The organism is Cumulibacter soli (assembly GCF_004382795.1).
GTDB lineage: Bacteria > Actinomycetota > Actinomycetes > Mycobacteriales > Antricoccaceae > Cumulibacter > Cumulibacter soli.
This window is the reverse complement of record NZ_SMSG01000013.1, coordinates 1-21,356: the sequence shown is the minus strand read 5'-3', so window position 1 is coordinate 21,356 and position 21,356 is coordinate 1. Positions and strand designations below refer to the sequence as shown.

General features: G+C 64.1%; 16 protein-coding genes. 3 read left to right on the top strand and 13 right to left on the bottom strand.

Annotation, left to right across the window (positions count from 1 at the left end; genetic code table 11):
* Nucleotides 1-127: 127 nt before the first annotated feature.
* The 3 genes from E1H16_RS18195 to E1H16_RS18185 form a co-directional block, all read right to left on the bottom strand.
* On the bottom strand, nt 128-637 hold the full coding sequence (locus E1H16_RS18195; protein ID WP_134325354.1) for a methylated-DNA--[protein]-cysteine S-methyltransferase: 510 nt from the start codon (nt 635-637) through the stop codon (nt 128-130).
* A 140-nt stretch (nt 638-777) separates the two neighbouring features.
* Nucleotides 778-1,665, bottom strand: a complete 888-nt coding sequence (locus E1H16_RS18190; RefSeq protein ID WP_134325353.1) for a fructose bisphosphate aldolase — start codon at nt 1,663-1,665, stop codon at nt 778-780.
* 165 nt (nt 1,666-1,830) lie between these two features.
* Nucleotides 1,831-2,397, bottom strand: a complete 567-nt coding sequence (locus tag E1H16_RS18185; protein ID WP_134325352.1) for a type II toxin-antitoxin system PemK/MazF family toxin — start codon at nt 2,395-2,397, stop codon at nt 1,831-1,833.
* Between the two features lie 322 nt (nt 2,398-2,719).
* Here E1H16_RS18185 and E1H16_RS18180 point away from each other — a divergent pair, with 322 nt between their 5' ends.
* Nucleotides 2,720-5,086, top strand: coding sequence for a helix-turn-helix transcriptional regulator (locus tag E1H16_RS18180; protein ID WP_134325351.1), 2,367 nt, complete (start codon nt 2,720-2,722; stop codon nt 5,084-5,086).
* Here the strand turns inward: E1H16_RS18180 and E1H16_RS18175 are convergent.
* The 4 genes from E1H16_RS18175 to E1H16_RS18160 form a co-directional block, all read right to left on the bottom strand.
* Nucleotides 5,055-5,639: an exosortase/archaeosortase family protein gene (locus E1H16_RS18175; protein ID WP_134325350.1), complete on the bottom strand. Its 585-nt coding sequence runs from the start codon at nt 5,637-5,639 to the stop codon at nt 5,055-5,057. The genes E1H16_RS18180 and E1H16_RS18175 overlap by 32 nt on opposite strands.
* Entirely contained in the window at nt 5,632-6,981 is a 1,350-nt protein-coding gene (locus E1H16_RS18170; protein ID WP_134325349.1) for an XrtP-associated glycosyltransferase, read from the bottom strand. Before E1H16_RS18170 ends, E1H16_RS18175 begins: the two co-directional genes overlap by 8 nt.
* 107 nt (nt 6,982-7,088) lie before the next feature.
* Complete coding sequence (locus tag E1H16_RS18165) at nt 7,089-7,346, bottom strand: hypothetical protein (RefSeq protein WP_134325348.1); 258 nt, start codon at nt 7,344-7,346, stop codon at nt 7,089-7,091.
* 18 nt (nt 7,347-7,364) lie between these two features.
* The gene (locus E1H16_RS18160; protein ID WP_134325347.1) at nt 7,365-8,168 is read right to left on the bottom strand and encodes a hypothetical protein; all 804 of its coding nucleotides are present in this window, start codon (nt 8,166-8,168) and stop codon (nt 7,365-7,367) included.
* Between the two features lie 261 nt (nt 8,169-8,429).
* On the opposite strand from E1H16_RS18160, the gene wecB reads away from it, so the two are divergent.
* Nucleotides 8,430-9,584, top strand: coding sequence for a non-hydrolyzing UDP-N-acetylglucosamine 2-epimerase (gene wecB / locus E1H16_RS18155; protein WP_134325346.1), 1,155 nt, complete (start codon nt 8,430-8,432; stop codon nt 9,582-9,584).
* 52 nt (nt 9,585-9,636) lie between these two features.
* Here the strand turns inward: wecB and E1H16_RS18150 are convergent, their stop codons facing one another.
* From E1H16_RS18150 to E1H16_RS18130, 5 genes are all read right to left on the bottom strand, one after another.
* The gene (locus E1H16_RS18150) at nt 9,637-10,962 is read right to left on the bottom strand and encodes an MFS transporter (protein ID WP_208379166.1); all 1,326 of its coding nucleotides are present in this window, start codon (nt 10,960-10,962) and stop codon (nt 9,637-9,639) included.
* A gap of 342 nt (nt 10,963-11,304) precedes the next feature.
* A complete protein-coding gene (locus tag E1H16_RS18145; RefSeq protein WP_134325344.1) occupies nt 11,305-12,822 on the bottom strand; it encodes an APC family permease in 1,518 nt (505 codons plus the stop codon).
* A gap of 88 nt (nt 12,823-12,910) precedes the next feature.
* Complete coding sequence (locus tag E1H16_RS18140; RefSeq protein ID WP_134325343.1) at nt 12,911-13,891, bottom strand: SRPBCC family protein; 981 nt, start codon at nt 13,889-13,891, stop codon at nt 12,911-12,913.
* Between the two features lie 12 nt (nt 13,892-13,903).
* Nucleotides 13,904-14,263: an ArsR/SmtB family transcription factor gene (locus E1H16_RS18135; RefSeq protein ID WP_208379164.1), complete on the bottom strand. Its 360-nt coding sequence runs from the start codon at nt 14,261-14,263 to the stop codon at nt 13,904-13,906.
* 50 nt (nt 14,264-14,313) lie between these two features.
* The gene (locus tag E1H16_RS18130) at nt 14,314-15,915 is read right to left on the bottom strand and encodes an FMN-binding glutamate synthase family protein (protein WP_134325342.1); all 1,602 of its coding nucleotides are present in this window, start codon (nt 15,913-15,915) and stop codon (nt 14,314-14,316) included.
* Nucleotides 15,916-16,020: 105 nt separating this feature from the next.
* Here E1H16_RS18130 and E1H16_RS18125 point away from each other — a divergent pair, with 105 nt between their 5' ends.
* Nucleotides 16,021-17,484, top strand: a complete 1,464-nt coding sequence (locus tag E1H16_RS18125; protein WP_134325341.1) for an NAD-dependent succinate-semialdehyde dehydrogenase — start codon at nt 16,021-16,023, stop codon at nt 17,482-17,484.
* Between the two features lie 90 nt (nt 17,485-17,574).
* On the opposite strand, the gene E1H16_RS18120 is transcribed toward E1H16_RS18125, so the two are convergent.
* Nucleotides 17,575-21,021, bottom strand: a complete 3,447-nt coding sequence (locus E1H16_RS18120) for a TM0106 family RecB-like putative nuclease (RefSeq protein WP_134325340.1) — start codon at nt 21,019-21,021, stop codon at nt 17,575-17,577.
* Nucleotides 21,022-21,356 lie beyond the last annotated feature (335 nt).

Here is a 21,356-nt window from a genome sequence, read left to right as displayed (position 1 = left end):
CATATCAGTCTGACCGCGCGTCGCCAACGACACGCTCACCAGCCACCTCGACGAAGCAACGAGGCGCCGCCGGCCCATACGAACCCGGCGGCGCCTCACCCTGCCCTTGACAAGCGGTGGCTACATATCAGAACAACGTGGGCGGCAACGCGCCTTCGAATTCGAGGAGCCAACGTTTGGTCTCCAAGCCGTTGCCGCGTGTGCCGCCGGAGTATCCGCCGAGACCATCGGATGCCATCACGCGATGACACGGAATCACTAGCGGAAGCGGATTCGATCCCATAATGCTGCCAACGCCGCGCGCATCGGCACCGGTCTGGGCCCTGGACGCTAATTCGCCGTAGGTAACAGATTCCCCGAACTGCACCGTCGCGTGGAGCGTGTGCAGGACGCCGCGGGCCGAGTCGCTGACGCTCGCGAGGCCCAACGGGAGATCGAACTTAGTCAGCGAGCCGTCGAAGTAAGCGCTCAGTTGGGCAAGGGCCTCGGTGAGCAGCGGGTCGGTCGGGTGGTCCATCGGCGCGTGCTCCGACCACGCGACCTGGACGATCGCGACGCCGTCGCTGGCGACCGCGACGTGACCGACGGGGGAGTCGAGCGAACCCCAGTACAGAGCGGCTTGCGTGGTGCTGGACATGGCACCACCGTACGACGCTAAGGCGCATGGGCGGGGTCAGTGTCCGTTCCGCTTCCTGCGGCCTACGGCGTACGCCGACCCCTGAAAAGCAGCGGGGACGCGCGACCTTCGCCGTACGTCCCCGATGCGGATTGTAAGAACTATGCGACGGACGCCGCGTAGATCGACTTGATCGACGCGTCCAAGGTGGCGTCGAACTCGGCATTACTCTGCTGTGCGGTGAGGCCATCCAGCAGCGCGCGGCTGAAGCTGGCGATCAGGCCCGGGTTCTTGGTCAACAGGGCGTTCGCTTCGTCGCGGCTGTACCCGCCGGAGAGTGCAACGACGCGCGAGACCTTCGGGTGCTCGATCAGCTCGGTGTAGAAGCCGTCGACGGTTGGAATGCTCAACTTGAGCGCGATCTTCTCCTCGCCGAGTTGGGCGAGCTGCTCCAGGATGGCGGCCTTAAGCAGCGCCTCGGCCTCCTGCTTGTCCGCGATCGTGATGTCGACTTCCGGCTCCAGGATCGGCATCATCCCGGCAGCGACGACCGCATTACCGACCTCGAACTGCTGAGCCACGATTTTCGCGATACCGTCTGCGTTCGCGGCCTTGATCACCGAGCGCTCCTTGGTGCCGAACACGCCCTTGGCGCTGGCGCGGGCGAGCGTATCGCTCAGGCCCGGGATGTCCTTCATGAGCTGGACGCCGTCCTGCTCATCCTGCAGGCCCTTGTCGATCTTCAGGAATGGAAGAATGCCCTTCTTCGCCCAGAGGTACTCGATGGCGTCCTGGCCGTCGATCTGGCGGTCGAGGGTGCCCTCGAACAGAATCGCGCCGAGGATCCGCTTCGAGGTGAACACGCCACTGGTAATGATCCGGGTGCGCGCGGCGTGAATGAGGTCGAACATCTCTGCATCATTCGAGTACGCCGACTCGTCGACGCCGTACAGGCGAAGCGCCTTGGGCGTAGAGCCGCCGCTCTGGTCCAGTGCGGCGATGAAGCCGTGGCCTGACTCGAAACGGGTCCGCTGCTCGGTATTCGACATGTTTTCCTGTCCTCGACTTTCGCACGCCGCTCTGGCGTGTTCATGAGCCTGGTGCTCTGTTGATGCACCCGCCGGGCGGGTTTAGGTTACGAAGAGTCTCGCTGAACGGGCCCGCCGGTTCAACCGGGAAACGCGATTCGAGACTGAGATATAGGACAACTAGCGCTACGAACCGGCCTTCCAGCCGAACCGCTGCTGGAGCGCGTAGGCGATTTGGGTGAACCGATCAAAGTCGAGTGCGGCGGCCTCTCGGCGCATGCCGTCGCGGTGCACGCTGTACAACTGGTCGACGTCCAGCCACGATTCACGGCCCTGAGAATCCCACGGGCCGGACCCGATCGGCAGGAAGTCGCGGTCGCCGTCCTTGTCCTTGCTGGTCAGTTTCACTGCGTACACGCGGTCCGCGCCGTGGCGAGCGATCACCAACACCGGCCGGTCCTTACCGCGCCCGTCATGCTCGGCATACGGCACCCAAGTCCAGACGATCTCGCCAGCATCCGGATCGCCGTCCTTATTGGGGGCGTACTCCAGGCGAACGTTCTTGACATGGTGTGGATTGAGTTCTTGGGTGGCGGTGCCGCCGGACTGCCCTGCTGAGTCGGTCGGTGCTGAGGCGGGACGCGGTGGTGAGCTTCGGCCGCGCTTCTTCGGGCTGCTGCCCTTGGTGCTGGTCTTGGTGAACAGGTCAATCGCGCCGCTGAGGATGCGGGCCCAGGTGCCGCCATTTGCCATCTGCCCAGCGTAAACGCTGCCTACTGGCCCGAGGCCCGCCGCCCAGGCGTAGGCGGGAGCGCGCTGCTTGTGGTCCGCCGGACCGGCGGGGAAGCTAACTAACTGATACCTCAAGCGCCGCATGCATAGGCCGCTCGGGGCGCGCGAGGCTTCCGACGCTGGAATAGCGCGCGCATGGATGTTTACCTACGGCCTATTGAATAAAGCTCAGCGGTTTTTTATGCTGGTTAAACATCGTTTGGATGTTCGTGGGTAGTCGGCCGCCAATGGGTTGCCGCGGCGCGGAGGTAGTTATGGTCGGTGCTGACTCGCAGGCGATTCCATGCGCCTGACGAACCCAATGCACCTGATCGAACGACCTAGGCTGACCGACCATATCGCGCACCGCGCTACTTTCACCATCATCTGTGGCCCCGAGGGGGCCGGCAAGCGAACGCTGCTTGATTCCTGGCGGCGGACGTCGCTAGGCCGTGCCGCACAAGTCATCGACATCGGCACGGCGACCCGGGTCGAGGCTGCACCGCGCGACGGCTTGTGGTCGCGTATCTGCGACACCATGCATCTGTGTGCCGCAAACCGTGAGGATGTTCGTGAGCTGGCCATGTCGGGCTTGTTCGGCTGTAACCACCCTGTCCTGGTCATCACCGATCCTATGATGGCCGGCGATGACGCCGTGTGTGACCAGTTGTTAGATCTGACGCTGAGGGTGCCCCATGTGAAGGTCGTTCTGGTGACGACGGAGAGGGCGACTACCTTCGAGCGGATCGCGCAGGAGTCGCCGACGCTGTTCATCGGCGAGGAAAACCTTGGGTTCAGCACCGCCGAGGTAGCGACCCTCGCGGCGGGCATGGGTGCGCTGATGCATCCGGAGGACGCCGATGCGATTCGCTCACAGTTCGCCGGTCATCCGGGACTGATTGTCCAGTGCGTGCAGCACGCGGCGCGCGGCGAAAGGGATGACTGGGCGCGGGCGATAGAAGCCACCGCCAGCGACGACGTACAAGCGCTGCTGGCCTCCGCCAGTGCCGAATTCGCGATCCGACTGGCTTTATGCGGACGCGTCGGCGTCGCCGAACTCGCGCTGCTCGATCCGGCCGGCGAACTACACCTGTCGCGTGCGGTTGCTCAGGGGCGGTGCCTGGTACGTCGAGAGCGTGACGGTTCAGCGATATACGAATGGTGTCCGGCAGTACGTGCTGCGTTGTTGACCGATCCGCGCGCACCTCGGATCGCCGCGCGGCTCATCGCTCGGACCGCTGAACATGACCGGCACGACTTGGCCTTCCGGATCGCCGTGACGACCCGTCAGTGGTCCGTTGTCGTCTCGGTGATCGAGCGCAGTCTTCCGCTGTTGGTTGCGAACGCGAATCGCGATCTCGTCGCAGCGGTCCGTGATGTGCCCACGCTGATTGCGGGGGAGAGTTTGCGGGTACTCGGACTGCAGGAGCTCGTGGGTATGCCAGTGCGCGTTCCCGACGCGATGATTCCGGTGGTGCCGGCTGGCAACCGTATGCTTGCTGAGCTGTCCGGTGATTCATCGGCCGAAAGCCTGATGACTGATATTCAGCTGTGCATCGCGCTGATGCGCAATCGGGGCGATCGAGCCCGGGAGCGGTGGCTAGTGAGGGCGCTGTGCGCGCTTTCTTCAAACGTGGACGTGGGCGCGGGTGGGCGGCTCGATGCGGTGGTCAAACGCAGTTGGTTCTGTGTTGCGCTGACGCTGCTTATTGATGAGCGCTCGGCCGAGGCCCGCGCATATCTGCGCATGATCGTCGATGGCCTGGATAAGCCTGGCGAGTCCGGCGAGCTCGCGTTGGCAGCGCAATGGCTGATCGCCGTAAGCCTTCTCCTCGACGCAGACTACGTAGCCGGTCGAGCTGCGGTCGAACGCGCGCGGCAGGTCTCACCGAACTCGACCTATCGGTGGAGTTTCGGGTTGGCCGAGATCGCCGACGGTCTCATTGCCTATCACGAAGGGCGTTTGGCCGATTCAAGCATTGGACTGCGTCGAGCGCCGCACCGCTGGTACGACCTCTACTCGACGGGCGTGGCGCTGTACGTCCAGGTAAAAATTACTGGGGAACTGCCCGCGGAGTGGGGACTGGATCGCGTACTACTGCGTACGGCCGCCCGTCGCGGATACCGTCAGGGAACCGGGAGGCTACTACCAATTCTGCTGTCGGCCGCGATGCTGGAACGTGCTGTACAACGCGGCGATATCTCCCAAGCGCGTAGGATCTGGCGCTGCTCGCACTACGGTGTCCGAAACAGTTTGGCGATGGCGAGAATCGAGAGCGCGGACGGCGGGGCGGAAAAGGCTCGCCGCATGCTCGTCGCGCTCGCCGAATCAGCAAACCTGACCGAAGCGCTGCGTAGCGACTTGAACGAGCAGATGCGTCGCCTCGATCAGCGCAGCATCTCGAGAACGTCCTGGCGCGAACTAGTGCCGACCGCGCGTAGCAACGGGCAGACTTCCGGGAACATCGATCGGGTTCAGCGCCTATCGCATACCGAACGTGAGGTGCTGAGCGAAATTGACGGACGGACCATTGGGGAAGTCGCGCAGCAACGATTCGTCTCACGTAACACGATCAAGAGCCAGTTGCGGTCGGCGTATCGCAAACTCGGCGTCAACACCAAGGACGAGGCGCTACGCGTTATGCAGTCGGCCGCTCCGCATCGTCGCTGAGATACGCGCCCTTACGCTCACGCGTCAGCAGTCGCACCGAGGCGATCATCGCCACGGTGAAGCCGATGATGGCGAACAGCGACCCGATGTACCAATGGCTCACGGTGAACGCGCCGGGTCCCCACGTGTGCACCGCGAACGCGATGATTCCGACCCGCAACAGGTTGATCAGGATAAGGGCGCTGGTACCCACGAGCGCAGCGAGACACCAGTGATGTAACGAACGCGCAGCGAGTACGCCGAACAGAGCAAACGCAGCGAAGAACGGAATCAGCAGCGCGGTGACACTGCATCCGGGACTGATCCGCAAACCCTGCGCACCGCTATCGCCTAACGCGAAGAACACGATATCCCCGACGGACTTGGTTTCGCTGCCGCCGGTGACCAGACCAATCAGTGGCTCGGCCATACGCGCCTCGAGCGCGCGCACGTCGGCGGCATACCGGATGAGCGCGATCTCCAGGATGAGGCAGATGAAGATGGGTAACCAGCGGCGCAGCCCGCTGGGGGCATAGCGTGCCATCGGCGGCGCGGTCGCGACGGATTCAGACATTGACGGGTGTCGACTTTCGGTGTGCCTCGGCGACACGTCGGGTTTTGACCCAACCCGACTCGCGGCGAATGAATCGCCAGAACGCCAGTGGTGCGGACAGGTACATGTACGTCAGGTAGGGGAAGTAGGACAGGCCGAGCCATAGTGACCGGGCGAACGAGATATCACGCTTGCGATACCAATAGAGAGGTCCCCATGCCGCGAAGGGCAGGAAACCAGTCGTGACCGACAGCGCGAACACATACCAGTAGACCGAGGGCAGTTCGGTCAGGCTGAACGGTCCGGTGATGATGCGGTAGGCGAGCATCGCGTACAGCGTCGGCCACAGCACGAGTCCGATCAACTGTGTCCACGGGGCGATCAGGAAGTAGCCAACCTCGAGCGCGCCCGCGCTGGTGAATCTATTGGAGCGCATCACGCGCCCGAGGTAGCGGGTAGAGCATTGCAAGGCTCCTTGGGACCACCGGGAGCGTTGCCGAATCAACTTGCGGACGCTAGGTAGCCCTTCCTGATGTACGGCGGCATCGAAGACGTAGCGGTTGCGGAATCCCACGAACAGCAGATGCAGCCCGAGTTCGAAGTCTTCCAGCAGGGCGCCGTGCCACGGAGTTCCTTCGTTCTCGGTGATTGCGTCCAGCGCGGATAGGCGGGCGAACTGTCCGTTGCCGCCGAGGCCGACGGTGCCGGTGTGTTCGCGGAGCAGTTGCATAGCCGAGATCGGGCCGACGAACTCGAGGTCCTGCATGCGAACCAGCCAGCGACCAAACCGGCGGGGGAGCAGCGATGCCTTCTGTGGTGGCAGTTCGTCGCGGTTCTTCATGCGTACCAGCAATTGCGCGCCGCCGACCTTGTCAGCGCCAAACAAGTCAGGTCCGGCGAGCAGGTCGAGCGCATGCGAGTCGAGATCGCCGTCGGCGTCGATCACGCCGACTATGACGTGATCGTGGCTCGCTCGCTTTGGGAGCCAATCGGTGAGCACGCGGTACGCGTGGTTCAGGGCGTCGCCCTTTCCGGTGGCGGCGTGTGGCGCGCGACGAGTGACGACGTGCACGTGCGGGTCGTCGTCCGCTAGCTTTGCGCAGATCTGGGGGGTGGCGTCTTGCGAACCGTCGTCGATGACCCAGACGTGTGCATTGGCGAACTGAGTGCGTAATGCGGTCACGGTCGGTTCGATCACGACTTCCTCGTCGCGGGCAGGAACAAAGAAATGCCACTCGAAGTTGTCGGGGTCCCCGGAACGCTCGGAGCGCCGCCGTACGTACGGAACTGCAGTCATCGTCACGTATGACAGGAACATCAGCACTAGGAACAGTGAGCACCCGATGGCGAGGCCTTCGAACACGACGTCTCCTTTGCGCTGCGCTTAATGAGGTGGGGAACTGGTGGAACGACTCGGGTGTCGCGCATCGGAATCGATGCGCGACACCCGAGTACCGCTAGGTTCGACGGCTAGGTGCCGGCATGGCGTCGCAAGTAGCTCATCCGCAGCAGAACGGCGCCGACCACGAGCAGGATCATCGCGAGCAGCCCGAGTCCGAGCATTGGGAATCCGGTTGCGGCGAGTGCGCCTGAGGATCCGGCCACGGCGCCTGCGCCGGGTTTCACTCCATACATGTGAATGTCCTTGCTGTTGTGCCCGATGGTGAGTGACAAGGATGCGCTTGACTCGAACGCTCGAGCCGACGAGCCAAGCGCAGCCCTTGTCATGTCACCGACGGTGGCCGATTAGGCGTCCCGGCGGCGCGCCATCATGACAAGTTGGTACCCGCCCAGCGCGAGTACGGCGACCGCACCAGCACCGAGCAGCATCGACGAACTGGCGACCGGAATGTCCTCGACCGGGACGACCGGGCCGCACTCGGCGTGGGCGAGGGTCACCGAGGCACCTTGGAAGTCGCCGACGGTCAGCAGTTCTACCTGCACGCCATCGGAGCTGACCACACCGTCGCTGTAATCGGTATCGGCCTGCCCGAGGCTGACCGTGCCGAGCGAAACGCCGCCATAGCCGATGTCAGCGACACCGTCCACCATCGGAATGGTGATCGCAGGGAGATCTGCGCCTGCGACTGTCGCGGTGAGGGTGATGACGGGCTCGTCGTTACCGGCGGTCGCGGTGCCGTCTTCGGCGATCGCGCAGTTCGCGGCGATAGCCGTGATATCCAGGCGGAGTCCGGTGCCCAGGAGGGCGCCACCGATATCGATCGATGCCCCGGCGATCGTCGCCTCGGCGTCTGCGGTGCCGGTGGCGACATCGACATTGGCTTCGGAGTGTACGGCCGTGAGATGCAGGATTCCGCCGATGATCTCGTCATCCGCGCCCGCCTCAGCGGTTGGTGCATCTTCGTTGGCGGAGACCGGGAAGACGCTCGCGATCTGCGATCCGAGCAGGCTGCCCTCTGCGACGTAGGCAGATGAGGTGGCTGCCGACGCGGGCGCCGCGCCGGCCGGGCCGGCGATGGCCATAGCCGCGGTAACCGCGGCCGTCGCCACGATCGCGCCACCGAAGACGCGTGAGGTGAAGGTTCGCACTGAGGAATCTCCTTGATTTGGTCGAGAACTGGGTTGTGCGACGGCTCCGGACATGGCGAACCCGAGGCCAGCGCCTCGAATCCTTCATGTGAAATCGGCGTCGGTCGATGCGTCGGGGGGCGATTCACCCCGGAATCACCCGGGTGAATATGGGGGTGACGGGTGAACTAGGGGTGAAACCCTGGTTTAAGGGTTAACGCGGGCCACACTTCACGTGAGACTTGCTGCGGTCCGCCGTCCGCCAAGTTGGTAAGGGTCGCTATGCCGCGTCGAATAATGGTGCTGTTCGGCACCCGTCCCGAAGCCATCAAAATGGCGCCGATCATCGCTGCGCTGCGCGAGTGCCAGCACCTCGAGCCGATCGTGCTGACCACCGGTCAGCATCGCGAGATGGTCGACTCGGTCAATGCCTTCTTCGGTGTCCGGCCCGACCGTGACCTCGGGCTTGCGCTCCCTGGGCAGGCGCTCAACACCTTTGCGGCTCGGGCGCTACAGGCGTGCGGTGATGCCATCCGCGAACTGCAGCCCGATCTCGTTCTCGTGCAAGGCGACACCAGCAGCGCGTTGATGGGCGCGCTAGCTGCGGCGCATGAGCAGATACCGGTCGGACACATCGAGGCGGGCCTGCGTACCTACGACCGCGCGGCGCCGTTCCCAGAAGAAATGAACCGGGTTCTTATTGGTCAGGTCAGCACGCTGCATTTTGCGGCGACCGAGTGTGCGCGCGCGAACCTACGCCGTGAAGGTATCGACGAGCGGTCGATCTACCTCACCGGCAATACCGTCATCGACGCGTTGTACTCCGCGGGCGAGCGTGTTGCCCGCCACGACCGAGCTTCGTCTCGGATAGTCCTAGTGACCGCGCATCGCCGTGAATCCTGGGGTGCGCCGCTGCGGCAGGTAGGTGAGGCCGTGGCGCGCCTGGCCGATCGTTATCGCGACGCCACGTTCGTGGTACCGGCGCACCTGAATCCGCTGGTTCGCGAGTCGTTGCTGCCGCCACTGCTGGAGTTGCCGAACGTGCAGGTACGTGAACCGCTCGACTATCCCGATCTGTGCCAGGCCCTCTTCGAGAGCCATCTGGTGCTCACCGACAGCGGCGGGATCCAGGAAGAGGCCCCGGCGCTGGGAAAGCCAGTGTTGGTGCTGCGGGAGACGACCGAGCGCACCGAGGCGATCGACGCCGGGGTAGCGCGGCTGGTCGGGACCGATCCGGACGCGATCGTGGCCGCCGCGAGCGAATTGTTCGACAGCGAGTCGGCATACCGCGGGATGTCTAACCGGGCGGCGAGCCCGTACGGCGATGGCCGGGCGGCCGCGCGAATCGTGCAGGCCATCGGACACCATTATGGCGTGGGTACTTCGCCGGATGAGTTCGTGGTTGGTACTGCCGCTCGGTTAGGGGAGATGGCCTAGCCGCGACGCAGGCTACCGTGAGCGCCCTAACGGCTCCATGCCGCGAATGTGGCTAGCAGTTTGCCGACTTCTCGATCACGGACTTCGCAGGCGCTGATCCTGGCGAAGTAGTCGACCCGGGCCGTACAGGTTGGTCAAGCGATGCCGCGGGGGACCAATCGCTACCCGCCGGCAGCGTCGACTCCATGATCGGCGTGAACTGCTTGAACCGCGGATGTACCCAAGCCAGCACGACGACGGCGGCCATGAGCGTGGCTCCGGTGACGATCGGCAGCGGCGGCCACACGCTATAGAGCGCAGTGCTGCTGGTGGGGGCGATCACGAACGTGAGCCCGTTTGTCGCGCCGATCAAACCGGCAAGACTGCCTTGTTCTTCGCGCCGGACCAGCAGGGACGGTCCCGCAGTGAACCCGGGTACGGCTGTACCCAGCCCCAGTCCCGTGAACAGCACCGCTAACAGGATCGGGACGAGTCCGATATCGGGAATGAGGAGCAGGAAGCCGACCAACGCGACAGGAGTACCCACGCGTAGCAGAGTCGGGGGTGACCATCCGCTGCGTGGCACGATCACGCTTTGCGAGAAGCTCATTCCGATGCCCATGGCCAGCAGCGTTCCGCCGGTGACCAGGCCGGTCATCTCGCCGTCGAGGTTGAGCCGGTCCTGCACGATGAACCCGGTGATGATTTGGACGAACCCGAGGGCGGTGAACATCCCGAAGCCAGTGATCAGGAAGGGCAGTACCCGGCGATCGTGTGGCCGGATCGTGGCGGGGCGCTTGATCAGGGTGGTCGCTGGCTCGGCCCGAAGCCGAAACCGTACGACGTACAGTCCGGCCGCCAAGAGGAAAGGCGTCACGATGAGCGGGATGAGCAATCCGAATGCGGCAAGTACGCCGCCGACGACCGCGCCGCCGATCATCGCGACCCCCTGCACGGCCCCGACTCCCGCCATTCCCTTGATCCGGGTGGCCGCATCGCTGGTGACATCGGCGATGTAGGCCTGCGCGGTCGGCGGTACGGCTGCCAGCGCGGTGCCGAAGCCGAACCCGCGCAGTACGACGAACAGCAGGAACAAGACCCAGCCCGTCACCACACCCGCCATGCCGAGGTAGGCCAACAGGGCGAATACAGCCATCGTGCTGGTGGCCACCGCGAAGGCCGCGGTGAGCACTGGTTTGCGACCCCACGACTGTGAGCGACGACCCCAGAACTGACTGGTCAGCACCACCATCGATGCCGATGCGCTGATCGTGACGCCGATCTGCCACTCCGCGAGGCCAACTTCGCGGGAAAGGGGCGCGATGATCGGGGAGATCGCGGTGTGCGCCAGGAAGACGAGGAAGACGGCGGACAGCAGGAGCGAGATCTGGGGCGTCATCGGCGCTGCAGACGGGGTGGAGGGTACGGCGGGCCGACTCATTGTCACTTTCCGAAAGCCATCGTGTGAGTATCCCGGTGCACGTCGGAGGCGACGGTCGGAACTCGCGAGTTACTGACCCGAGTATCGCATTTGTTGCATAAGGTGCAAAGTTTGTGTGTCGTACCAAATAGCTAGATCTCGTCCGGTCGAACGGCGGCACGCGATCCGACGCGCCGCCGCTCGATCAGGCCGAGGTGTTCCACACCGTTCGATTGTCGGTTGCCACCCTCAACAGGGCACAGGTGTCCACGGACGTAAAGCCGAACCGCGATCGCGGTCTCGAGGTGTGGTCGTAGGTGCCTACTCGCGCTTCTCCTCGTCGGTGATGAGCTTGTCGATGTCGACTTTCTCGCCGCTGTTGCGAGTGAGGAAGTAGGTCAATATCCACATCACGAAACCGACCAGCATCAGGATGCCGGCGACGACGTACTGCTGTTGCTGGTCATCATTGCGCGCCCACGGGCCCGCGAGGAACGCGCAGGTGATGGCGCCGACTATCGGGATCCACGTGGGTGCGCGGAAGTGATTGCCCGCGGTACCAAATTTTCGCCTCACCACCAGGAGCGCGATGTTCACGATCGTGAATACAACGAGCAGGAGCAGGGAGGTGGTACCGCCGAGCAGCGTGATGTTGGCGGCGCCTTGGGTGGTCGAGTTGGCCAGCACGACGTACACGATCAGTCCGAGCGAGATCGCTGTAGTGAACAGGATCCCGACCCACGGGGTACGCCGTGTTTGATGCACCCGGCCCAGGGTGCGCGGCACGATTCCTGCCTTGCCCATGCCGTACACGAGCCGGCTGGCCATCAACATGTTGATCAGCGCAGTGTTTGCGACCGCGAACATTCCGATGAACGGGAAGATGTCGTCGATGGGCAGATCGGGCGCGCCAACCGCGACGACCTGAATCAGCGCTGAGTCCTTATCGGGATCGGCCAGGTCGCCCACCGGAACCAGAGCGACGGCGGTGATCGACACGAGCATGTAGATGACGCCGGTGATCCCCAGACCCGACAGCATCATCTTCGGGAAGTCGCGCTTCGGATTCTTCGTCTCCTCGACCATATTGACCGAGTCTTCGAACCCAACCATGGCGAAGAAGGCCAGCGCTGTGGCTCCAGTGACGGCCAGGAACGTACTCTTGTCCTCCGCCGACTCGAAGATGGTGACTCGGCTGAAGTCGGCGGTGCCCTGCGTCATCGCGTATAGCCCGACGAAGATCACCAGCATCAGACCCGACAGTTCGACGATCGTCAGTACGACGTTGGTCTTCACGCTTTCGCTAATACCGCGCAGGTTGATCCCCGCCACGATGATCATGAATGCGAGGGAAATGATCATCAAGATGGAACTGCCGCCCGCGACGTCCAGACTGAACGCAGAGGAGAAGAAGTCGGCGAATGCGTACGACGCGGTCGACGCCGAGGTGATTCCGGAGCACATCACCGCAAACGCCACCAGGAAGGTGAGCACCTGCAGTCCGAATGCCTTGTGTGTATAAAGAGCGGCCCCCGCGGCCTGTGGGAATCGGGTCACCAGTTCGAGATATGAGAACGCGGTGAGAGTCGCGACCGCGAACGCGATCAGGAAGGGAGCCCACGCGGCCCCGCCGACCTGTGCGGCGACTTGGCCGGTGAGGGCGTAGACGCCCGTTCCGAGAATGTCGCCGACGATGAACAGTAAAAGTAGTTTCGGGCCGATCGCCCGTTTAAGTTCCGTCGGCGGGGTACCGCCAACCGTGTCCGCAGGATTGCTCGTTGTCGCACCGGCGTCGTTACCGGTGGCGGAGCTCGTGGAGTCTTCTGATCTTCCAGGCATGATCCAACTGTGGCGCACCGCACACCCTGTAGGCAAGTACCGAAAGGTAACTCGTATTTGTGCGGGTGTGCGGTGGCCAAGAAGGGTGTTACTGCACCGCCGTGAGGACCATGCGTTCCAGGCGGGCGTACGACGTTTCCATGCCGTCGGTCATTCCGGTTGCCAGCACGGCATCGCGGACGTCGGCGCTGGGGTAGGTAATAACGATCGCCAGCAAAGTGCCGCCGTCGACGGGGGTGAGCGTCATCTCGTTCTGAGCCGGCGGATAGTCCGTATCGATCATCTGCTCGGTGGTGACTTCGCGGTACGGCGGCTGCGATTCCAGTAATTCGCCGGTGAAACCGAACCGATCGGTGCCGTCCTCGCGCTCCCATTCCTGTCGATAGATATCGCCCACCTTGGCGGCAACCTCGGCGACCGGCATGACCCAGCCATCCGGGCCGAGCAACCAGCGCTTCATGATCTCGGGATCGTGGTGCGCGTCCCAGACCTGCTGCACGGTCCCGCGGATGACCCGGCTGACGCGGATCTGAGTGTCGTTCAGGATCTGCGCTTCGGTGAGACGGTCGGCGGCGAAGGCCTGAAGGTCCGTCACGACGGTGTCGATCTGGCTCATCGCCGACAACGTGCCTTCCTCCATGCCCATCCCGATGAGCTGCTCGAGTTCTTCGAGTGAATTGAAGTGGGTGGTCATCGTGACCCGTGACCCCTTGTCGGTGCCCTCGAAGTCAAAGACCATCCGCATATCGGGCGTATCCGTCTTCGGAGTCCCGTCGTCGGCGGCAAATCCGTCGCGGACCTCGATCCTGCGGGGTTCGTCCACGTTGAGGAACTCCCAGTATCCCGGGGAGGTGTCGCCTTCGGGTCCGGTCATTACGTAGTGCGAACGCCCGCCTACCTGCATGTCGTGACGTAAGAACTTCGCTGGGTACGTCACCGGGCCCCAGAACTTTTCGATCTGACGTGGGTCGGCGTACGCGTCCCAGAGGCGGCGTTGGCTCACTGGGAAATCCGCGACGATGGTCATCGTGAGGGCGGTGGTGTCTTTGTGTACGGCGGTAACGGGCATGACGGTGCCTTTCTAGGGGTCCTCGGCGAGAAGGTCGTCGAGACGGGAGATTCGCGCGCGCCAGATTTGTTCGTAGCGATCGAGTAGGTGTTGGGCGCGGCGGATGGTTTCGGGGTTGCCGCGAACAAGTCGTTCGCGACCCTGCGGGCGCTTGCTGACAAGTCCCGCTCCTTCCAGAACGGCGATGTGTTTCTGGACGGCGGCGAACGACATGTCGTAGTCGGCCGCCAGGTGCGAAACCGTCACCTCACCGGCAAGGGTGCGGCGGACGATGTCGCGTCGCGTTGCGTCGGCGAGGGCTCGGAATATCCGATCGATCTCGTCGTCGCTGATCTCGAGGTACTGCTGATGTACAACCATTTGGTTGTACATTAACGCACGCCGTGATCCGTGTCCACCGTTTCGACGAGAAAGTTGCCCTATTACCGCAGCGCGGAGCGCGCGATAGCGAACGTATCGGGATTTGCCCGCTGCCAATCCTCAGCCCACTCGGCTGGGGGAGCGGTCAGTAGTTCGCCATCTTCGAGCCAATCGAACAGTTGCGAGTAGGCCACCGTCGTTGTCTGCGAAACCCGACGACGTAATAGATCAGGGTGCAAGTCGTGGTGGTCATGCACTCCCATAGAGGCGAACATCTGCATCGCCTCGGCGACGGTGCCCGCGTGATAGCGCGCGACTCGCTCGGCCTTGTCGTCCACGTGCACGGCCCGGTAGCGAGCTGGATCCTGGGTGGCCACTCCCACCGGGCAACGGTTCGTGTGGCAAGCCTGCGCCTGAATGCAGCCCGTTGCCATCATCATCGCCCTCGCAGCCATGGTGAAGTCGGCGCCCTGAATGAGGCGTTTGCAGATGTCCGATCCGAGCGCGACCTTTCCTGCTGCGCCGAGGCGGATCTGATGCCGTAGCCCGGTGCCGACAAGCGCGTTGTGCGCGATCAGTAACCCCTCGGTCAACGGCGTACCGACATGGTCCGAGTACTCCAGCGGAGCGGCGCCCGTGCCGCCCTCGGAACCGTCGATGATGATGAAGTCGGGGTAGATACCTTCGGCGCGGATCGCCTTGCAGATCGCCAGGAACTCGGCTCGCGATCCCACACATAACTTGAAACCGGCAGGCTTACCGCCGGACAGATCACGCAGCATCCCGATGAAGCGGACGAGTTCGCGTGGCGTCGAGAACGCAGAATGTCCTGCCGGACTGATGCAGTCGGTGCCGACCGGGACCCCTCGTGCGTCGGCGATCCACTGGGTGACCTTGGCGCCGGGTAGTACGCCGCCAAGCCCAGGTTTGGCGCCCTGACTGATTTTCAGCGACACCATCTTCACGGCAGGCGCGGACGAGCGTTCACGGAATCGCACTGGATCGAATCGGCCGCTTTCGTCCCGGGCGCCGAAGTAGCCTGAGCCGATCTCCCAGATCAAATCGCCGCCACCTTCGAGGTGATACCGCGAGATCCCGCCCTCGCCGGTGTCCTGCGCGAACCCGCCAAGTTGGGCCCCACGGTTCATCGCCAGCACGGCATTGGGGGACAGTGCGCCGTAGGACATCGCCGAGATGTTCAGCACGGACAAGTCGTACGGCCGCTCGCATTGCTCGGCCCCGACCGTGATTCGCTGTGGCACCGCCGATGCGTGCACCGGTGCCGAGGAGTGGACGAAGTACTCGTAGCCGATCGCGTTGACGTCGCGTTCGGTGCCAAACGCCTTAGCCGGGTGGATGCCTTTGGCGCGCTCGTAGATCACAGTGCGGGTATCGCGATCAAACGGCTTGCCGTCGTAGTTGCGCTCGATGAAGTACTGCTGCATCTCGGGACGAATGCCCTCCATCGCGTACCGTGCATGCGCCAGCAACGGATAGTTGCGCAGCAGCGAATGCTCGGACTGCAATACGTCGAATAGCGCCACTGCGCTCAGCGCTGTCACGACGGCCACGACAATCCACCATGCCGGGTGCAGCATCGTTGCGAGCAACACGCTGATCAGTAGCAGGAGGGCCAAGGTCGACACTACGATTCTGCGCACCATGTCGCGACCTTAACCCGCGGTAGCGCGGCTATCTTGGTCGAGGGCGATCCATCTGTGCGGAAGGATCGCCGAGGAACGAGTTCAACGCACGATCTAGGGAGGACCATGGCAGAGGGCGATTACGGGACCGTCCAGGGCATCTACATCGACGGGCAGTGGCGTGACGCTGCCTCCGGCAGCACCTTCGAGGTGACTGACCCGGCGACCGGGCGGGTGATCGCCACCGTTTCGGACGCGGGAACCGCCGATGTCAAGGCCGCGATCGATGCGGCGTCCGCAGCGCTGCCGACCTGGTCCGCGCTCACGGCGTACGAGCGGTCCGAAATCCTGTATCGGGCGCACGGACTGATGATGGACCGGCAGGCCGAACTCGCCGAGTTGATGTCCCTCGAACAGGGCAAGCCGCTGCGTGCGGCGTCGATCGAGGTCAAGTACGCCGCGGATTTCCTGATCTGGTTCGCCGAGGAAGCCAAGCGCACCTACGGTCAGACGATCCCGTCCGCGCGCGCCGACCAGCGGTTCATCGTGATGCACGGCCCGGTGGGTGTTGTCGGTGCGGTCACCCCATGGAACTACCCGATTTCCATGCTGACCCGCAAGATTGGACCGGCGCTCGCAGCCGGTTGCACCGTCGTCCTCAAGCCGGCCGAACAGACCCCGGTATGCGCGATCGAAACGGTCAAGGTGCTCGAGGAGGCCGGCGTGCCGGCAGGCGTGGTCAACCTCGTGCCATGTCTGGACCCAGAGCCCGTCGGTGTCGAGTTCTTGGCGAACAAGGCGGTTCGCAAGTTGACCTTTACCGGCTCGACCGCGGTCGGCAAGTACTTCGCCCGCGGCGCCGCGGACCAGATGAAGCGTGTGTCACTGGAACTGGGCGGTCACGCACCCTTCATTGTCTTCGGTGATGCCGATCCCAAGCACGCCGCTACGGGAGCCGCGATGGTCAAGGTGCTCAACACCGGCCAGGCTTGCATCTCGCCGAACCGGATCTATGTGCACTCCTCGATCAAGGATTCGTTCCTGGAGCACCTCACCGCGCGGATGAACAAGATGAAAGTTGGTCGGGGGCTGAGCGACGGTGTCAATGTTGGGCCGCTGATCGACAAGGCCGCACACGACCGGATGCAGCGTCAGGTCGCGGACGCAGTCGCGAAGGGCGCGACGGTAGCCGCTGGTGGGCAGAGCGTCGAGGGGGAGGAGTACGCCGGCGGGTTCTTCTTCCAGCCGACCGTGCTCACCGGCGTTACCCGCGAGATGGACATCTACCGCGAGGAGACGTTCGGGCCGATAGCGCCGGTCATCGTGTTCGATGACGAAGCGGAGGTCATTGAGATGGCGAACGACACCGATTACGGACTTGCCTCGTACATCTACACCCGCGACATCGGCCGCGCCCTACGCGTCGCAGAAGGCCTGCGCTTCGGGATGGTCGGGATCAACGACATCAACCCGACGTCTGCCGCGGCGCCGTTCGGCGGCGTGAAGGAGTCCGGGCTGGGGCGCGAAGGCGCCCAGGAAGGGATCATGGAGTACCTCGACACCAAGCTGGTGGGCATCTCCGTCACCTGATCGCATCGCCCCCCCGCGGCAGCCGCTCGACGTTCCGTCGGTTCGGCTGCTCGGCGGGCCCCAGCGTGTCGGTGATCCCCTCGCGTCGGGTCAGTAAGCCGCGAGCAGGCGCAGGAACGAACCGAGTTGCACCAGAGCGTCGACGTTCGTCGGCAGAGTGTCGCCGAGCGCGGGTGAGTGGACCACGTACGAGGCCCACTGCGCCCGGGAAATAGCGACGTTCAGCCGGCGGCGGTCAAGCAGGAACTCCAACCCGCGGGGGATGTCCGCGGCGCTGGATGCGGCGAGCGAGACGATCGAAACGGCGGCCTCGCGGCCTTGGAATCGATCCACGGTGCCGACCTCGGTGGCGCCATGTCCAGCGGCGTCCAGGGCGCGCCGGATTGCCGCTACCTGCGCGTTGAACGGTGCGACGACGATCACGTCACTCGCGCTGAGGGCTCGTGCGGGATCGCCCGCCTTCGGCGTCCACGAGGAGCCGACCAGCTCGTCGATGAGAGCGACCACCGCGTCGGCCTCCTCAACGGACAACACGCTGTTATCGGCGTGCTGCACGGGCACTGAATGCAACCCGGCGGTGACTCCGGCGAGGTCGCGACCGCCGGTCACGTGCGTATTCGAGGTGAGCCTGCCGTCGTACGCCAGCGTCGATACCGGCGCGGTGAGGTCGGCATGCATTCGCCACGTTCGGGCCAGGAAGTAACCCCGCTCGGCGGGCAGCGTGTCGTGACCTTCAGCGAGCCAGCCCAACGCTGAGGAGTCCACCGGTTCTGGGTGACTGCCTTGGCTGACTTGCGGCAACTGCTGCGGATCGCCGAGTAGCAGTAGGCGCTGCGCGGGGCGCGCAGCCGCGAGGGTGTGCGCGAGCGAGAACTGGCCCGCCTCGTCGATCACCAATAAATCCAGGCACCCGTCGGCCAGGCCCGCGAAGGTCCACGCCGTGCCGCCTACTACGACGCCGCCGTCTCCCGCTAAGAAATCAGGGATGTCCTTGGTGTCCTTCAGGGCGGTCCACGAGTTCATCGCTCCTGAGTCTTTGGGCTTCTTCGCTACCAAATCCGCGGGTAGGCCTTCTGCGACGACCTTGTTGAGAAACTGTTCCACCGTGGCGTGGCCCTGGGCGACCACGCCGATCTTCCAGCCGGCACGAGCGAGATCAGCAACGACTCGCGAGCCAAGATAGGTCTTCCCGGCGCCAGGTGGGCCTTGCACCGCGAGATACGAACGGTCCAGGCTGCGCACGGCGGCCGTGAGCGCCTCGACCGACACCGATTCGCCAGCCAGTCGTGCATCGAACCCAGCCTCGTATAAACGCGGTGCACGTCGCGCGAGGATGTCGTACGCCGCGCCTTCTGGAAGGCGGCCTATGCTTGCCGTCTCGCCGGCCAGCGACTGGATCGATGCTTCCAGCGTGTCGGTTGAGATGAACGTGTACTCGAAGATCGCCATCGGCAGTTCATCGAACGCGTCCTGTCCCTGTTTGGTCTTCTCCTCGATGCAGACCGTCGCGGAGCCATCGAGGTCGATCTCAATCGCAGTGACGGTTGCGTCCTTATCTGCGATCCACCGATGAGCGCCCGGATCCAACGACGCGTGCGGTGGGAGGTCTTCGTACACGCTGCGCACCTTGCTGCCCACGCACAAGGTCGTGCCCGCGTCGATCGTCCCGCTCAGGCGCAACGTCCGGGCGAGCGTTCTGGCCCGCGGGGTTGGCGTTGCCCACTCCTCGAGGACTTCAGCTTTGGCCACGACCAGCGTGTTGCGTTGATCTGCCCATTCATCGACGGGGGAGATGCCGCGATCGAAGTACGCCCACCACATCGGTTTGTCCTCGCGGCGGAAGTACCCGAGCGCTGCAGCCAGCAGCGCCATGCCCTGCTGCTCGGGGTTCCGATCCGCGCGATCCGGTGGAATGAGCGCCAGCAACCCGTCGGCGACAGCCTGCAACTCGGCTAGCTTTCCTGGCTCGCGGCCGTCCGCCTCGACGACGTGCGGGGCTACTTCGGTGCGCGCGCGGTGAGCGTAAAGCCAATCGCGCAGGTTCCAGGTGGATAGGCAGTCGTACTCGTTGTAGTCGGCAATCTCCTCCAGCAGCCGCGCCGCTTCGGCATCGTCGCCGCGAGTTCGCGCGTCGGTGAACTCGTGATACTGCACGACCGAGTCGGCCGCATTGGTGACGCCGTCCTCGGCTCGCAGGCGATCGCCCATGTACAGCGGCTCGAGCTTCTTGATGCTGTAGGAGGGTTGCGATACCCGCAGCGAGCGACGTACGACGGAGTACAGATCGACGAATACCCCGTCGCGCAGTAGATCGTCGAGTTGGTCCTCGCCGTAGGAATGCCGGGTGGTCAGTCGCTTGAGAGCAGTCGGCTCGTACGGCGCGTAGTGATAGATATGCAGCCCAGGATGCCGCTCGCGACGCTTCGCCACATAGTCGAAGAAGTCGATCAACGCCTGGCGCTCCTGCGCCCGGTCGTGTGCCCAAAACGCGGTGAACTCGCCAGTTGGCTGGTCGTGCGTGATGAGGCCGAACAGGTACTCCAGGCCTGCTGCGATTCCATCGGAGTCAGTCCACAGCGGATCACCTTCGAAGTCGAAGAAGATGTCGCCGTCGTCCGGTGCTGGCAGTAGGTCAAGCATTGCTGGCTCGAAGAACTCGTACGTGACGGTGTCGCCGGGGTTTGCTTGCATCGATGCCTGATCACGCAAGGTCCGCCAGGTCCGCTCCGTGAGGTCACCGACGGGCTGGGTAGAAGCGGCAAGTTCACTCATCGTGCCGATGTTCGCGGCGCGTAACCGCTCACGCTGCAGCCGGGTCAGTCCCGCTACCAGCAGCAGATCGTCGCTCGCGGCGATCTCGGCCTCGCAGTATGCGCAGGCGCCGCAGATGGCGTAACGGGCATCACCCCACTCCACCGCGAGCGGTTGGGTGAGGTGTGCGCGGAGCATGTCGGTGAGGTGGCTGCGTCGCCGTCGATATACCGGGATGATGTCGTCGAGGTCGCGGCCGTGGCGGGTGTGGTCACCCAACACCAGGTAGCCCTCGGAGCTACGCGGCACGCCCATACGATCGAGTTGGTCGGCGTACGCCGCGATCTGTAACAGCGCCGAGACGCGCTCGCGGCGGGCGAGCTTCGCATCCCACACCTCGTAGCGGCCGGCGTCATTACGCACGAGAAAGTCGGCCATACCGCCGAAGGTGCCGTCGTACAACACCGCTTGGGCGACCACCTCTGCTCCGTCGCGCAGGGCGCGGTGCGTCGCATCGGCCGCGCGCTGCAGCCCTTCTGGGGAGTACGGCGCCGGCCGATCGATACTGACCACCGCGCGGTCGCCGCGCATCCGCTCGAGGACACGGGCCTCGTGCTGATCGCCCAGACGAGCGATTCGCGACATCAGCGGGTCGACGACGTCAAGTTTCGACGCCCGACCGAGCTTGCCGTCGATCTCGCGCAGCCAGCCGAACTCGCAACTGGCTGAGGCCGTCAAGTCGCTCGGGCTCAACACGAAAGAACCGTCGCCTGACAGCAGCGCCATGCGTCCTCCTTAGGCAGATAGACCTCATTGTGTCGTGACGCTACGACATGTTTTGAGCTGCTCCCAGCGGCGCGGATGGACAATCCCGGCGATGCGGATTGGCGTTCTCGACGCCGCGGACTCACGGGGGAGCGCCCCCGCTTACCTTTCGGAACGTCCAGGCATTATTCTGGCTCAGAACGACTGCGCCTCACGCGCGCTTGATCCGTGATCGAGCACGAGTGGACAACGGTCGTCAGGGATACCACCGACCCGGAGGAACACTGTGACACTCGCGCCTGAACGTCCGGTTGTCGCGGCACCGACTGCTGCGCCGCCGCATTCTGCGAAGCCAG

Bases quoted from the DNA above. Each gene is read 5' to 3' on its own strand.
- E1H16_RS18135 (WP_208379164.1), bottom strand. From the start codon at position 14,263: ATGTACAACCAAATGGTTGTACATCAGCAGTACCTCGAGATCAGCGAC.
- E1H16_RS18130 (WP_134325342.1), bottom strand. From the start codon at position 15,915: ATGGTGCGCAGAATCGTAGTGTCGACCTTGGCCCTCCTGCTACTGATC.
- E1H16_RS18125 (WP_134325341.1), top strand. From the start codon at position 16,021: ATGGCAGAGGGCGATTACGGGACCGTCCAGGGCATCTACATCGACGGG.
- E1H16_RS18140 (WP_134325343.1), bottom strand. From the start codon at position 13,891: ATGCCCGTTACCGCCGTACACAAAGACACCACCGCCCTCACGATGACC.
- E1H16_RS18120 (WP_134325340.1), bottom strand. From the start codon at position 21,021: ATGGCGCTGCTGTCAGGCGACGGTTCTTTCGTGTTGAGCCCGAGCGAC.
- E1H16_RS18150 (WP_208379166.1), bottom strand. From the start codon at position 10,962: ATGACGCCCCAGATCTCGCTCCTGCTGTCCGCCGTCTTCCTCGTCTTC.
- E1H16_RS18145 (WP_134325344.1), bottom strand. From the start codon at position 12,822: ATGCCTGGAAGATCAGAAGACTCCACGAGCTCCGCCACCGGTAACGAC.
- E1H16_RS18185 (WP_134325352.1), bottom strand. From the start codon at position 2,397: ATGGCAAATGGCGGCACCTGGGCCCGCATCCTCAGCGGCGCGATTGAC.
- E1H16_RS18175 (WP_134325350.1), bottom strand. From the start codon at position 5,639: ATGTCTGAATCCGTCGCGACCGCGCCGCCGATGGCACGCTATGCCCCC.
- E1H16_RS18180 (WP_134325351.1), top strand. From the start codon at position 2,720: ATGCGCCTGACGAACCCAATGCACCTGATCGAACGACCTAGGCTGACC.
- E1H16_RS18195 (WP_134325354.1), bottom strand. From the start codon at position 637: ATGTCCAGCACCACGCAAGCCGCTCTGTACTGGGGTTCGCTCGACTCC.
- E1H16_RS18165 (WP_134325348.1), bottom strand. From the start codon at position 7,346: ATGACAAGGGCTGCGCTTGGCTCGTCGGCTCGAGCGTTCGAGTCAAGC.
- wecB (WP_134325346.1), top strand. From the start codon at position 8,430: ATGCCGCGTCGAATAATGGTGCTGTTCGGCACCCGTCCCGAAGCCATC.
- E1H16_RS18190 (WP_134325353.1), bottom strand. From the start codon at position 1,665: ATGTCGAATACCGAGCAGCGGACCCGTTTCGAGTCAGGCCACGGCTTC.